Origin of the sequence: Xanthomonas maliensis (genome assembly GCF_009192945.1) — a bacterium.
GTDB lineage: Bacteria > Pseudomonadota > Gammaproteobacteria > Xanthomonadales > Xanthomonadaceae > Xanthomonas > Xanthomonas maliensis.
Genome location: NZ_NSET01000041.1, coordinates 1 through 13,257 on the forward strand (window position 1 = coordinate 1; position 13,257 = coordinate 13,257).

12 protein-coding genes are annotated in these 13,257 nt (G+C 68.5%); 4 read left to right on the top strand and 8 right to left on the bottom strand.

The features are described from left to right. Positions 1-597 precede the first annotated feature (597 nt). On the top strand, positions 598-1,368 hold the full coding sequence (locus CKY51_RS12555; RefSeq protein WP_022972835.1) for a hypothetical protein: 771 nt from the start codon (positions 598-600) through the stop codon (positions 1,366-1,368). A gap of 8 nt (positions 1,369-1,376) precedes the next feature. Beyond that, complete coding sequence (locus CKY51_RS12560) at positions 1,377-2,048, top strand: DUF4124 domain-containing protein (protein ID WP_022972834.1); 672 nt, start codon at positions 1,377-1,379, stop codon at positions 2,046-2,048. Positions 2,049-2,336: 288 nt separating this feature from the next. Here the strand turns inward: CKY51_RS12560 and CKY51_RS12565 are convergent, their stop codons facing one another. Together CKY51_RS12565 and CKY51_RS12570 are read right to left on the bottom strand one after the other, a co-directional pair. Further along, positions 2,337-2,939 (bottom strand): PH domain-containing protein, encoded by a 603-nt coding sequence (locus CKY51_RS12565; RefSeq protein WP_152249317.1) that lies wholly within the window; start codon positions 2,937-2,939, stop codon positions 2,337-2,339. 127 nt (positions 2,940-3,066) lie between these two features. Beyond that, on the bottom strand, positions 3,067-3,843 hold the full coding sequence (locus CKY51_RS12570; RefSeq protein WP_022972832.1) for an SDR family oxidoreductase: 777 nt from the start codon (positions 3,841-3,843) through the stop codon (positions 3,067-3,069). 108 nt (positions 3,844-3,951) lie between these two features. Between CKY51_RS12570 and CKY51_RS12575 the strand changes: the two genes are divergently transcribed. Then, on the top strand, positions 3,952-4,167 hold the full coding sequence (locus CKY51_RS12575; RefSeq protein WP_022972831.1) for a hypothetical protein: 216 nt from the start codon (positions 3,952-3,954) through the stop codon (positions 4,165-4,167). Positions 4,168-4,357: 190 nt separating this feature from the next. On the opposite strand, the gene sppA is transcribed toward CKY51_RS12575, so the two are convergent. The 4 genes from sppA to CKY51_RS12595 all read right to left on the bottom strand — a co-directional run bounded on the left by sppA (position 4,358) and on the right by CKY51_RS12595 (position 9,804). After that, on the bottom strand, positions 4,358-6,259 hold the full coding sequence (gene sppA / locus CKY51_RS12580) for a signal peptide peptidase SppA (protein ID WP_022972830.1): 1,902 nt from the start codon (positions 6,257-6,259) through the stop codon (positions 4,358-4,360). An 84-nt stretch (positions 6,260-6,343) separates the two neighbouring features. After that, positions 6,344-7,720 (bottom strand): MATE family efflux transporter, encoded by a 1,377-nt coding sequence (locus tag CKY51_RS12585; RefSeq protein ID WP_022972829.1) that lies wholly within the window; start codon positions 7,718-7,720, stop codon positions 6,344-6,346. Between the two features lie 487 nt (positions 7,721-8,207). Next, positions 8,208-8,789, bottom strand: coding sequence for a DUF3106 domain-containing protein (locus CKY51_RS12590; protein ID WP_031340018.1), 582 nt, complete (start codon positions 8,787-8,789; stop codon positions 8,208-8,210). Beyond that, the gene (locus tag CKY51_RS12595) at positions 8,776-9,804 is read right to left on the bottom strand and encodes a hypothetical protein (protein WP_152249312.1); all 1,029 of its coding nucleotides are present in this window, start codon (positions 9,802-9,804) and stop codon (positions 8,776-8,778) included. Before CKY51_RS12595 ends, CKY51_RS12590 begins: the two co-directional genes overlap by 14 nt. A 445-nt stretch (positions 9,805-10,249) precedes the next feature. On the opposite strand from CKY51_RS12595, the gene CKY51_RS12600 reads away from it, so the two are divergent. Beyond that, the gene (locus tag CKY51_RS12600; RefSeq protein ID WP_031338554.1) at positions 10,250-12,463 is read left to right on the top strand and encodes a primosomal protein N'; all 2,214 of its coding nucleotides are present in this window, start codon (positions 10,250-10,252) and stop codon (positions 12,461-12,463) included. Positions 12,464-12,499: 36 nt separating this feature from the next. Here CKY51_RS12600 and CKY51_RS12605 read toward each other — a convergent pair whose 3' ends face one another. Both CKY51_RS12605 and CKY51_RS12610 read right to left on the bottom strand, forming a co-directional pair. Next, positions 12,500-12,793 carry a DUF3040 domain-containing protein gene (locus tag CKY51_RS12605; protein WP_022970939.1) on the bottom strand — a complete coding sequence of 98 codons (294 nt, stop codon included), beginning with the start codon at positions 12,791-12,793 and terminating at the stop codon, positions 12,500-12,502. A gap of 68 nt (positions 12,794-12,861) precedes the next feature. After that, the gene (locus tag CKY51_RS12610) at positions 12,862-13,245 is read right to left on the bottom strand and encodes an MAPEG family protein (protein WP_031338556.1); all 384 of its coding nucleotides are present in this window, start codon (positions 13,243-13,245) and stop codon (positions 12,862-12,864) included. Between the last annotated feature and the right edge of the window lie 12 nt (positions 13,246-13,257).

The window sequence follows — 13,257 nt, forward strand, 5'->3', positions numbered from 1 at the left end:
CCTGACGGCTGCGCAGTCGTTTTGTTAGCTGCTCTACGCCTGCAACGGCGCGCAGACGAGGCCGCAGGCCGGCTGGCTCTGCGAGGCGGTTGCGATATCCCTGCGACTCCGCGTTTGAGACGCGCCACTGGCGACCGGCAGCGCTGGGCGCATGAGCCGACTGCGCCCAGCACCGGGACGCGCCAGAGCCATCGGTACGGACCGCAGCGCCACAACCCTTGCCGTTTGTGGGCGCCGGGGCGTGTGCGCGTCTGTGGGCAACGCTCCGAGGGCAGGCATGCTGCAAACGCCGATCCACGCTGCTCGGGTTTGTCAGGGACCAGCATGCATCTGGGGCGCTCTCTCGCGAACCCCAGCTGCGGCTGCGGCGATCGTTCGCGACCTTGCTCGTCTTCCCCGCGTAGCACGGCATCATCGCGCGACGCTGCGACGCAGCATTGCTGGGTGTGCGGCTGGTGCCGCGGCAGCGCAACCATCGGCCCGACGCCCGCCTCCGCAAGGGTCCGGGCGGAGACGAAATCGCCACCGCCGCAGACATGCAGGCCGCCATGGCCGGGGCACTTTGCCCAGCGACCGCCAAGCGAGCACACTGCGGACATGCGCACTTTTCCCATTCTCCTCGTGCTGGCCTGCGCGCTGCCTGCCTCGGCAGCGGACACGGTGGCCAAGCCAGACCCGAACGTGCGGGTCTACCGCTGCGTCAGCAGCACCGGCACCGTCGCCCTGCAGGATGCGCCGTGCAGCAGCGGTCGCCAGCAGGTCCTGGACATGCAACGCCCGCAGGATCCACCACCGCGCCTGCAACGTGTCCAGACGCCGGCGCCGCAGGTGGCACCGCCCCCCGAGCGCGAGGTACGCATCGTCACCGTGCAGCCGCCACAACCGATGTACGAATGCACGACGGCCGAAGGCATCCGCTATACCAGCGACAGCCCGGAGGGCAATCCACGCTGGGTTCCCACCTGGGGACCGGCCTATGTGGGCAATACCGTCCCGCCACCCGCCAGCGGCGGCATCCTGCGGCCACCGCTTCCGGTCAGCCCGCGCCCTGCGGGTGCCGTGGTGCAGGCAACGGGAGGACGTGGCGGCCTGCGCGGGAGTGCGATCATCAGTAGCAGCAATAGCGGCTACCAACAGGGGTATTACGGCGGCGGCTACGGCGGCGAGGTGATCGTGCCCTATGGCAGCGTGCAGATCCGCGACGAGTGCCATGTCCTGCCGCCACAGGAAGTCTGCGAACGCCTGGCCGATCGTCGCTGGGAGTTGATCCGCCGTTACAACAGCGCCCTGCAGAGCGAACGCACCGAATTGACCCGCGAACAACGTGGCATCGAGGCGCGCCAGCAACGCGATTGTGGCGGCGCATGAGGTGCTTGATGCGGCCGACCCTGCTGCTGGCGCTGACGCTGAGCAGCCATGCCCTCGCACAGGACGTCACCATCTACCGGTGCACCGATGCACAAGGCGCGCTGACGGTGCAGAACATGCCTTGCCCGAAAGGCGTGCAGCAGCAGAAGAAACAGATGAGCGCCCCCGCCGCGGTGCCGTTGCCGGCCCCCACCTTGCCATCGTCGCCGCGGACGCCGTCACCATCGCCGGCGCCGACAGCGGCCACTAGCACCGCGACCACGACCGCGACGACCACGCCCACGGCCGGCACGACGACGGCCAGCCCGCCTGCAGCAACGGTCGATCGCCCCACCAGTACGTTGCCGCCACCGCCGCTGTTCGAATGCACCACCCACGACAATGGTCGCTATCTGACCGAGGACAGCACGCCGGCGTCGCGCTGCATGCCGCTGCAGATGACCGACCTGTCCGGCGGTCCGTCCTCAACGAATGGCGCCGCCTGCGAGGTGGTCACCGACCGGTGCGCGCCGGTCCCGGACGAACGCCTGTGCGAGGCCTGGCGCCAACGCGCTCAGCAAGCCGAATCCAGCTGGCGCTTCGCAGAACCTGCACAGACCGAGGAACGCAAGCAGCGCTACCAACACCTGCGCCGGGTCCTGGACGAAACGCGCTGCGCCGCGCCTGCAAGCACGCCGTAAGCGGGCACAGTGCTCGCAACTGACTGCACGCGTCCGTCCGGCGCACGCACGCCTATCGCGTGAATCGATGCCTCGATGCGAAACGCTCGCTCGGGATATGGTCCACGCACCGATTCGCAGCGGCGGCCCGAACCTGCCTGCTTGCGGGATTGCCAGCAGACCCGCATCGCAGCTCACCTGCCAACTGCCAACTCTTTGCAATCACACCCCCGACGCCGGGCGATCACGCCGATTCAGCGCCATGTTCCTCTACGGTCGACTGGCTCGACAGCCCAGAGGAGTGAGTCGCTACATCCGGCCCAGGATTTCCGCCTTCTTGGCGTTGAATTCGTCCTGCGTGATCAGCTCGGCATCCAGCAACTGCTTCAACTTCGCCAGTGTCTGCAGCGGATCGTCTTGCGGTTGCGCCGGCACAGCGACCGCGTGACCGGCCGAGGCCGGCGCGTGCAGGACAACGCCCCCGGCCGACGCGCGCAGCTTTTCCAGTTCAACCTGCTGACGTCGCTCGTAAGCCTGCTCTTCGACCTGCTGTGCATAGCTATAGACCTTACGCGCCTGCTTCTTCGGCAGACTCTCCAGGCTCAGGATGGCACCGGTGGTGGTACGGCAGGTGAGCGTTGCGCCCAGCATCTGCTCGCTCATGTGGACATCGTGCACCTCCCGCCAAGGCACATCCTGGAACGACAAGCCCATCAGGCGCGGGCGAACCACGAAGAACCGGCGGTTGGTCAGCACCACGGCAGCCGGGGAGACATTGACGACCGGCTTCTTCTGCACGGCGATGTACTCGATCACTTCGTCCTTGGTCAGCAACTCCGACACCTTGGGAAGAATCTTGCGAACCGCGGCTTCGTCCTGCTCTTCGGCGAGAAACCGTGCAATCTGCTGCATCTCGATGCCCCTGGTCATTCATGAGGAAGCGCTATCACGCTTCGGGTGTCGACCCTAGCTATGGCGACAAACCTCGGTCGATGCGGCGGTGCTGACGAACGCGACCGCCTGCCGCACGCGCCTGCCATTAAAACCCGTAGCGCAGGAAACCGCCGTCGACGGCGATGCACTCACCGGTGACGTAGCTGGCGGCCGGCAGGCACAAAAAGCCCACCGCAGCGGCGACCTCTTCCGGTTCACCGATACGGCGCATCGGCGTGCGCTCCAGCACCTGCTCGTAATAATCCGGGTCCGACAGCGGGCCAGACGTGCGGCGGGTACGGATGTACCAAGGTGCCACCGCATTGACGCGAATGCCGTCCTCGGCCCATTCGGCAGCCAGGTTGCGCGTCATCTGATGCAGCGCCGCCTTGGTCATGCCATAGGGCGCGCCGCTGCGCACGTGGGTGATGCCGGAGACGCTGCCCACGTTGACGATCGCAGAGGCGGCATGGCGGGTCAGCAGCGGGTGAGCGTACCGCGACAGCTCGAAGGCCGAAAACACATTGGTCTCGAAGATCCCGCGCCACTCGTCCTCGGTGTAATCGATCGCCGCGCGGCTGACGTTGCCACCGGCGTTGTTGATCAGCAGATGCAATCCGTCGGCATGATCCTCTACCCAATCGAGAATGGCGCGCCGCTCCTCGTCGTCGGCGACATCGGCCGCCAACCCATGCAGCTCGCGCTCGGGAAACTCTTCGGCCAGCTCATCGCGCGCCTGTGCCAACGCATCGGCATCGCGCGCCACCATCAGCAGGTCGGCGCCAAAGCCCAGCAGCTCGCGCGCGATGGCCAGGCCGATGCCGGCGCTGGCGCCGGTGATCAAGGCGGTCTGTCCGTCCAGCCGCCAACGATGCATGGTCACGTCGATGCTCCTCTTCGCCAGATCATGGGAAACCGCACCGCAGCGCAGTTGACGCCCAGCGTGCGGCACGCGCGCTAGGATAGCGTCACCCGGAGCGAGGTCACGACGATGAAGATGTCTTGGATGCTGGCAGCCAGCCTGGCGTTGACGCTGGGTGCATGCCAACGGCCACAACCGGCGCCCACCGAACAAAAGCCCGACCCACAGGCCACCGCGCTGCGCGACCATATTCAGGAGCCACTGAACAAGGCGCGCGCCGTGCAGGCTGCGAGCGACCAAGCGGCCGAAGACCAGCGCAAGGCCATCGACGCGGCGACCCAGTAATCGCGCAGCGACGCGCTGCCGTCCTGGCGACGCTGGCGAACGAACCATCGCCGATCGCGATGCCGTCGCCGCCACGAGCGCTGCACGGGCAATGCGCCTGACTGCATCCGCTTGAAAACGTTGCCGCTGTAGAAACGACAACGCCGGCACAAGGCCGGCGTTGTCGGCGATGGTGTTGCTGCCGGCCGCGTCAGAATCCGCAGAAGCAGTAGGCCAGTGCCTTCACCGGCGGCTTGCCGGCGCGGCTGTCGTTGACCGCGTCTTCGACGAAGCGCAACTGGCTGTCCACCTGCGGCAGCGAACGCGCCAGCAGCACGCGCGCCACCGGCGACTCGCCCAACATCCACGCCCCCATGCGGCTGCCGGCAAATCCGCTCATGAATTGCGACCACGGCGTCGCCGGCTTCTCGACGTAACGCACGCGGAAGCCGTCCTGCGGCAGCTTGGCACGGTTGGCGGCATCGGCCACTGCATCGTGCATGCCGCCGAACGCATCCACCAGACCGCGCTCCTTGGCCTGGGCACCGCTCCAGACGCGCCCACGCGCCACCGTATCGATGGCCTGGACCGACTGGTGACGCGCCTGCGCCACCTTGCCAGTGAAGTCGGCATAGCCCTTGTTGATCACGTTCTGGATCACCTGGCCCGCGGCCGGATCCAGCGGACGGGTGATATCGAACGCGCCGGCGAAGCGGGTCGTGCCCACGCCATCGGTGTGGACGCCGATCTTGTCCAGTGCGCGGGTCAGGTTGGGCACCATGCCGAAGATGCCGATCGAACCGCTGATGGTGGACGGGTCGGCATAGATGCGATCGGCATTCATGCTGATCCAGTAGCCACCGGATGCCGCCAGATCGCCCATCGACACCACCACTGGTTTGCCGGCCTGCTTGAGCGCGACCACCTCGCGACGGATCTGCTCGGAGGCGAACACTTCGCCACCGGGCGAATCCACCCGCAACACCACCGCCTTGACGTCCTTGTCGTCGCGCGCCTGGCGCAGCAACGCCGCGGTCGATTCACCGCCGATGCGACCGGCCGGCTGCTCGCCGCCACTGATCTCGCCGGCGGCCACCACCACCGCCACCTGCGGGCGGCTGTCGATCGGCGAACGCTGCGCCTGCAGCTGGCTCAGATAGGTGGCGAAATCGACACTGCGGAAACCGCCGTCGGCATCGCTGTCGGCCACACCGCGTTCGGTCAGCAGCGCATCGACTTCTTCGCGCGTCTTCAGCCCGTCCACCAGCTTCTGTTGCAGGGCGAACTTGGCCAGGTCGCCGCCCGCCGCGGCCACCCCTTCGGGCAAGGTGTCGATGCCGGCGGCCAGCTGCGTGGCCGTGAGCTTGCGTGCCTTGGCCACGTCGGCCAGGTAGCGCTGCCACACATCGTTCATCCAGAACAGATCCGCTTCCTTGGCGTCGGCCGAGGCCGCATCGAGGATGTAAGGCTCGGCGGCGGACTTGTATTCGCCGACGCGGAACAAGTGCACGTCCACGCCCAGCTTGTCCTGCAGACCTTCGCGGAAATACTGGCGATAACGGCCCAGGCCCTCGAGCAACAGGCTGCCCATCGGGTCCAGGTAGATCTCGTTGGCCTGCGCCGCCAGCAGGTACTGGCCCTGGCTCATGCTTTCGCTGAAGGCCACGATCTGCTTGCCGGAGGCGCGCAATCCCTGCAACGCGCGCGCCAGCTCCCGTTGCGAGGCGAAGCCGGCCGGCTGCAGCTTGTCCAGGTTCAATAGCACGCGTTCGATCTTGCGGTCCTTGCCGGCCGCCTCGATCACCCGCACCAGGTCGCGCAGTTGCACTTCCTGCGCGCTTTTGTCGCCGACCGCCTTGGCCAGCGAGCGGCTGACCGGGTCGGCGCTGAACTGCTCGACCACCGTGCCTTCCGGATCGATGACCAGGGTGGTCCGTGCAGCCAACGGCTTGCTGCCGTCGCCGTGCGCCAGCGCCACCACGAACACCAGCAGCAACAGGAACAGGAAGCCGAAGAACACCAGGTTGAAGATCAGCCGCCGGGTGAAATTCATCACATCCCACAGGCCGACGAAGAAGCTGGCGATGGGGTTGCGACGCACGGGGTGGTTCATGGAAAGGCTCCGTCGAGAGACGCTGCGGACAGATGAAGGCGCCCAGCATACCGGCTGGGCCGTGCAGGCCGCATGCGCTGGAAGTCAGGGGGCCACGGCGGCACGCAGGCGCGCATTGGTGTGGCGAAAACGCAGCCCCATCATGATCGCAGCGGCCGTCAGGCCCAGGATCAGACCGATCCACATGCCCTGCGGCCCCCAACCCAACCCCAGGCCGAGCCCGGCCCCCAGCGGCATGCCCAGGCCCCAGTAGGAGAGCATGGCCAGGAACATCGGCACCCGGGTGTCCTTCAGGCCGCGCAGTGCGCCGGCCGACACCACCTGCAGGCCGTCGGGGAATTGGAAGGTCGCCGCATACAGCAGCAACAGCGATGCCAGCCCGGCCACCGCCAGGTCCTCGGTATACACCCCGACGATGGCGTCATGCCCCAGCAACAGCACGCTGGCGGACAGCGCCTGCGTCCCCAGGACGATGGCGTAACCGGCCCAGGTCGCGCGCCGCACGCCCAGCGGATCGCCGCGACCCACCGCATGACCGACCCGCACCGTGGTGGCTTCGGCGACGCCCATCGGAACCATGAAGCACAGCTGGGCCACATTGATGGCGATCTGGTGCGCGGCGGCCTCGGTGGCGCCGAGCCGGCCGATCAGCAGTGCGGTGACGATGAACAAGCCCCCTTCCATCAGCACGGTGATGCCGATCGGCAGGCCGGTGCGCAGCAGCTCGCCGATCGCCCGCCGCCGCGGACCTTCCAGGTGCACGAACAGTTCCAGGTGGGCGAAGCGCCGCGAGCGCCACAGGTACACCGCGAACACGCTGGCCTGGACCCACATGGTGATCGCCGACGCCATGCCCAGCCCTTGCGCGCCATGCTCGGCGACGCCGAACTTGCCGTAGGTCAATACATAGCCCAACGGCGCCAGCACCAGCAGGCCACCAAAGCCCAGCAACATGGTCGGCAGCGTCCAGTGCATGCCTTCGCTGAGATAGCGCATGCAGAAGTAGAAGGTCAGCGCCGGCACGCCCCAACGCACCGCGTGCAGGAACTCGGTCGCGCCGGGCACGATGTCCGGCGCGATGCCGAAGGTGGGCAGCAGCGGCGCCACCAGGGTGAGAAAGCCGAACATCAGTGCGCCCAGCCCCAACGACAGCCACAGCGCCTGACGGAACAACGGCCCGATCTCGCGCTCGCGACCGCCTCCCAGCAACTGCGACACCGAAGCGGTCAGCGAGATCAAGGTGCCGATCGGCACCAACATCGGCAGCCACAGCAACGAGGTGCCGACGGTCACCGCCGCCAGCGTGGCGGTGCCGTGATGGCCGGCGATCACGTTGTCGACGAAGGAGATCAGTCCGGTGGAGACATGACCGAGCACCAGCGGCAACGCCAGCCAGCCGGTGGCACGCACTTCGGTAGCGAAACCGGGCGTTGCGGCGGAGGAAACAGAGGAGGCAGACATACAGCACCGATCGCCGCGCGGACTGCGGTTGCGTCGGAAGACGCGGGTACCGGGTCGCGCGGGCCGGCTATCTTACCTGCACTTCCCGACCGGCTCATGCGCGCGGCGAGCGCGGCCAACGGCGATCTGCACGCACCCTGCCCGTGCGCCGCAACCGCGCATGGTGTCCGGGCAACGACACCGCGGATGCTGGCCGGTGGCAACGCGGCACCGTGCTGGACGCCGCTACCGAGACCTCCATCTTCATGGCCGTTGCGGCGATGCGGCGTGTCGACCCGCAAAGGCGAGCATCGCTGCCGGATACATGGATCGGCATCGCACGGGCCGCAACGATGCCGACGTAGCCCGCGTCGATGTGGCGATGGCAGCGACGGTGACGACTGCTGACAGACGACGGACGTGCCGAGCGCCATCGCGGCCATCGCAGCGGGCTGTCGCCACCTCGGTCATGGCTCAGCTGACACCTGACGTTATGCGGCCGGCACGCTCAGCGCGCGAGTTGGCGCTTCAGCCAGGCACTGCGTGTAGCGGCCGGCTGCGCCACCAGCGCCTCGCGCAGGGCATCGCGCGCCTGTGGCGGCGTGCGCTGGGCCAGGATGCCCAACTGCTCCAACTGGCCAGCATCCAGGCTGCGTAGCACCGACAGCAGGGCGTCGCGCTGCGCTGGTGGCACGTAGCCCACCAAGGGCTGCAGTTGCGGGTAGTAGGCGCCCAATTGCGAGCCGAGCCGCCAGCCGTCGCGATGCAGGCGGTCCAGCGTGTCGAACTGGGTGCGCAGGGCACGCTGTTGATCTTCGGGCAGCGCCTGCAGCCGCACGCGGGCCTGCCGGAGCACGACACGGTCGGTGGCGGTCAGGCCTTTCCAGGCGGCATAGCGGGCGCGCAGGTCGGCCTGCTGCGCCGGCGTCAGCGCGTCCCAACGCGCGCGCTGCTGCGCGGCGCTGGGTGGCGGGCGCACGCTCGCGTCGGCAGACGTTGCGGTCTCTGGCAATGGCGCCGGCAGCGATTGCCCTTGGCTGCTGCCGGCCAGCAGCACCAGCGCCAGCACGGCGGACCTAATTGGCGTCATCGACCGTCTCCAAGGGCGCAGCCGGCGACTCGGCGGTGGCGGGGGTCGCGTGAGCGCCGGATTCGTCCGGCGGCACCGGATGGCCGGCGGCGTACCAGGCATAGAAGTCGGCCGAGCGCGCCAGCTCCAGGTCCGGATCGGCGAGCATCGCCTGGTCGCGCGCGTCCAACCCCTGCACCGCAGGCGTGTCCAGATCGACCGCCGGCAGTTGTTCGACCAGCACCGGCGCGGCATCGGTCACGTGGAGCACGCCGGCCGGCGCCTGCGAGACCGGCTCCGGCGGCAGGGTCGGCAGTCGGTGTTCCCACCACCAGCTGGCCACCAGCACCAGCAAGGCCAGACCGGCCACGCCCAGGCCGATTCCCCATTGGCGCCGCGTCGGTGCCCGCCATTGCCAGCGAGTGCGGCGCGGCGACGCCGGCGATGGTGGGCGGGGGGCCGACGACGGGGGGACCGGCGCAGCGGACGTGGTCAGGCCGGCGATGGCCGCCTCGCGCAACTGCCCCAGGCGCGCCAGCTGGGCTGGCGACAGCGCCCGCAGCTCCTGTTGCGCCGCTTCGGCCAGCGCGCGCCAGGCCTGCGCATCGGGATGGCCGGCGGCATCGCGCGGGCAGGCGCGGGCCAAGGCCTGCTGGTAATCCTGGACCGTCAGCTCCAGCACCTCGCTGGCGGCCTGCTCTTCCAGCCCGGCGACGATGCGCAGCAGCAGGGCCAGGCGGTCATCGGTCTGCTGCCGCCCCAGCACGGTGAACGGCGGCAGCCAGACGCCGGGCATGGGGGTCCGTCGCAGCGGCGGGGTCGACGCCAGCAGACGCCAGAAGCGTGCCGGCCAGTCGGCCATGGGCTGCTCACCGGCCTGACTGCGGAACACCCGCAGGGCCGCCGCAAGCGCCCGCTCGGCGATGGCGGGATCGCCACATTGCAGCTGCGCGAGCACCAGTCCGCGTCGCTCGACACCACGTAGAAAGGCCGACAAGGCGGCAGGGGTGACAGGGGCGTCGGGTACTACGGTCATGGGGACTCCGGCATCGGCCGGCATGATACCGGCGCAACTGGCGCTCGCCGACCGCTTGACAGAACGCTGCGCCCTCGCTCCGCATGTGTCCGCCTGTGCCGCAGGTTGTGCACAGCGGCAACGAAGCCGATGGCACGCCTCCTGTCAACTGCCGGTTTTTCCATGTTGCATTCGTGTTTCACGCTTAAGTGATTGTTTTCATATGACTTATTGCCATTGGCTAAAAAATGTCCAAGAGGTTGCGAAGGCTAGTGAATCCGCCTTCACGGCGTGGAGCACAGCCTTAACTCACAGCCTTATCCACAGGCAGTGTGGATAAATCGGTTTCTCCAACCCTCACATGGGTTTACGTTGGATTTATCACTTCCGTCACAGAACGGGGCGTCCCGGCCGGGGAGGCTCGGAGGCTGTCTGGGGGCTGGACAGGGTCGGTAAACTGGTGCCGATGACGTCCCCCGTGGCCACCCTGCGTGTCGCCCTGCCGGTGCCCCTGCCGCAGGTCTTCGACTACCTCCCCCCCGATGCCGATGCCCTACCCGACCCCGGCTGGATCGGGCGGCGGCTGCGGGTGCCCTTTGGTCCGCGCGAGCTGATCGGGGTGGTGGTCGAGCTGGGCCAGGCCGACAGCCGCGACGGCCTGCGTGCAGCACTGGACTGGTGCGACCAGGCAGCGCTGCTGGTGGACGAATTGGCGCGCTCGCTGCAATGGCTGGCGCGCTATACCCATGCGCCGCTGGGCGAGGTCCAGGCCACCGCACTGCCAGGCCCATTGCGACGCGGCGAACCGCTGGCCGACACCCATGGCTGGGCCTGGCAGCTGACCGAGGCCGGCCACAGCGGCAGCGCCGGCCTGCGCAGCGGCAGCCGCCCGGCGCAGTTGGCGGCCTTGCTGGCCACCGGCGCGCTGGCCGAAGAGCAACTCGATGCACTGCTGCCGCAGTGGCGCGAGGCCGCGCGCAGCCTGGCCAAGCGCGGGTATGCCGAGCGCATCGCCGTGGCTGTCGATACCATCGCAGCGCGGCCGGCCACCGGCCCGGCGCTCAACGACGAGCAGCAGGCCGCCGCCGCCGCGCTCCGCGCCCAGCCGGGCTTTGCGACCTACCTGCTCGATGGCGTCACCGGCAGCGGCAAGACCGAGGTCTATCTGCAGGCGATCGCCGATTGCCTGGCGGCCGGTCGCCAGGCGCTGGTGCTGGTGCCGGAGATCGGCCTGACCCCGCAAACCCTGGGGCGCTTCCGCGCCCGCCTGGGCGTGCCGGTGCACGCGCTGCACTCGGGCCTGGCCGATGGCGAGCGCGCGCGGGTATGGGCGGCGGCCTGGCGCGGCGAGGCGAAGCTGATCGTCGGCACCCGCTCGGCGGTCTTCATTCCGCTGCCGCGCGCCGGTCTGATCGTGGTCGACGAAGAGCACGATGGCAGCTACAAGCAGCAGGACGGCATCCGCTACCACGCCCGCGATTTCGCCCTGGTGCGTGGCAAGGCGCTGGATGTCCCGGTCATCCTCGGCAGCGCCACGCCGTCGTTGGAAAGCCTGCACAACGCCCAGGCCGGCCGCTACCGCCACCTGCGCCTATCGCGCCGGGCCGGCGAGGCGCGACCGCCGCGCGTGCGGGTGCTGGACGTGCGCAAGCGCCCGCTCAAGGACGGCCTGTCGCCCGAGGTACTGGCCGCAATCGCGGCGACACTGGCGCGTGGCGAGCAGGTCCTGGTGTTCAAGAACCGCCGCGGCTATGCGCCGGTGCTGCTCTGCCACGACTGTGGCTGGACCGCGGCCTGCCAGCGCTGCAGCACGCCGCTGCAGCAAACGCCGATGACCGTGCATGCCGGCGGCCGCCGCCTGCAGTGCCACCACTGCGGCGCGCGCCAGCAAGCCCCGCTGGCCTGTCCGGCTTGCGCCAGCTTGGCGCTGCAACCGCAGGGCATCGGCACCGAACGCTTGGAAGAGCGGCTGAGCGAGGCATTCGCCGACGTGCCGGTGGTTCGCATCGACCGCAGTACCACCCAGCGCCGCGATGCACTGGAAACCCAACTGGCGCGGCTGGGCGATGCCGCCGGCATCCTGGTCGGCACCCAGATCCTGGCCAAGGGCCACGACCTGCCACGGCTGACCATGGTGGTGGTGGTCGGCATCGACGAAGGCCTGTTCTCGGCCGATTTCCGCGCCTCCGAAAAACTCGCCCAGCAACTGATCCAGGTGGCCGGCCGCGCCGGCCGCGCCGAACGCCCAGGCGAGGTCTGGCTGCAGACCCATCATCCCGAGCATCCGCTGCTGCAGACCCTGGTCAACGGCGGTTACCACGCCTTTGCCGAGGTCGAACTGCAGCAACGCCAGGCCGCGGGATTTCCGCCTTTCGCCCATCTGGCGCTGTTCCGCGCCGAAGCCAAGGACGTGGCGGCTGCCAATCAGTTCCTGCTGGCGGTGCGCGCGCTGGTCGGCGGCGACGCCACATGTGCAGCGACGCCAGTGGATTGCCACGGCCCGATGCCGGCACCGATGCCGCGGCGCGCCGGATTCCAGCGCAGCCAATTATTGCTGTCTGCGCAGCAGCGCGGTGCGCTGCACCGGCTGCTGGACGCGCAGATGCCCGCCATCCACGGCTTGCCGCAGGCACGCCGGGTGCGCTGGTCGCTGGATGTGGATCCGATCGACTTGTACTGAGTGCGCTGCTGCAGCGGTGATGCAAGGCCGCGCACGCTAATCGGCCGGGGACACCGTCGCAGATGCGACACGCCGACGCCAGGACGCCATTGCGCGGCCGATCAGCCCGCCGATCACCGCGCCCCACATCACCCCGACCGCGATACCAGCGCCGTTCCACTGCGCCACCAGCGCGCCGATGGCCATCGCCAGCAGGGCCATCCCGGCGACCAGGCGTCCATCGGCCCGGCGACGTTGCTCGGCGGCGCGCTTGCGACGCAGCGCTTCCTGCAGTCGTGGATCCGGCTGGAGGATGGCGCGCGCGATCGCATCGGCCTGTAAGTCGTCCATCGCTACCCTTGCAGTCGGTTGAACCGAGGATGGTTACCCAAAGCGAACGCGACCGTAATGCGACTGCACTACAACGCGCTGCGAACCACGCCAGCCAATGCGGCCAGCACCAGCGCGATGATCGGCAGCATCGACAACGCAAAGCCCAGACCGCGACTGGCCGGGGCCTTGGTGTAGCTGCGCCAGTAGACCAACCGGCCGAGCAGATAGACCGCACCGATGCTCGCGATCCACGCCGCTGACCAGTACTTTGCGGCGAGAAACAGCGCCGGCACAAACGCCACCAGCAATTCCAGCGTGTTCATCTGTACCCGGTAGGCGCGTTCGAACATCTCATGCCCGCTGATCGCAGGCGCCTTCACTCGGTAACGTCCGCGTGCGCGGCCGACCAGCATGGCGAAGCACAGCAACTGCATGATCGCCAGCAAGGCAACCAGATCGACGTAGTGCATGAGCGCTCCCGC

Coding starts and splice junctions, on each gene's coding strand:
- CKY51_RS12590 (WP_031340018.1), bottom strand. CDS start 8,789: ATGACGCCAATTAGGTCCGCCGTGCTGGCGCTGGTGCTGCTGGCCGGC.
- CKY51_RS12605 (WP_022970939.1), bottom strand. CDS start 12,793: ATGGACGACTTACAGGCCGATGCGATCGCGCGCGCCATCCTCCAGCCG.
- CKY51_RS12555 (WP_022972835.1), top strand. CDS start 598: ATGCGCACTTTTCCCATTCTCCTCGTGCTGGCCTGCGCGCTGCCTGCC.
- CKY51_RS12575 (WP_022972831.1), top strand. CDS start 3,952: ATGAAGATGTCTTGGATGCTGGCAGCCAGCCTGGCGTTGACGCTGGGT.
- CKY51_RS12610 (WP_031338556.1), bottom strand. CDS start 13,245: ATGCACTACGTCGATCTGGTTGCCTTGCTGGCGATCATGCAGTTGCTG.
- CKY51_RS12560 (WP_022972834.1), top strand. CDS start 1,377: ATGCGGCCGACCCTGCTGCTGGCGCTGACGCTGAGCAGCCATGCCCTC.
- CKY51_RS12600 (WP_031338554.1), top strand. CDS start 10,250: ATGACGTCCCCCGTGGCCACCCTGCGTGTCGCCCTGCCGGTGCCCCTG.
- CKY51_RS12595 (WP_152249312.1), bottom strand. CDS start 9,804: ATGACCGTAGTACCCGACGCCCCTGTCACCCCTGCCGCCTTGTCGGCC.
- sppA (WP_022972830.1), bottom strand. CDS start 6,259: ATGAACCACCCCGTGCGTCGCAACCCCATCGCCAGCTTCTTCGTCGGC.
- CKY51_RS12565 (WP_152249317.1), bottom strand. CDS start 2,939: ATGCAGCAGATTGCACGGTTTCTCGCCGAAGAGCAGGACGAAGCCGCG.
- CKY51_RS12585 (WP_022972829.1), bottom strand. CDS start 7,720: ATGTCTGCCTCCTCTGTTTCCTCCGCCGCAACGCCCGGTTTCGCTACC.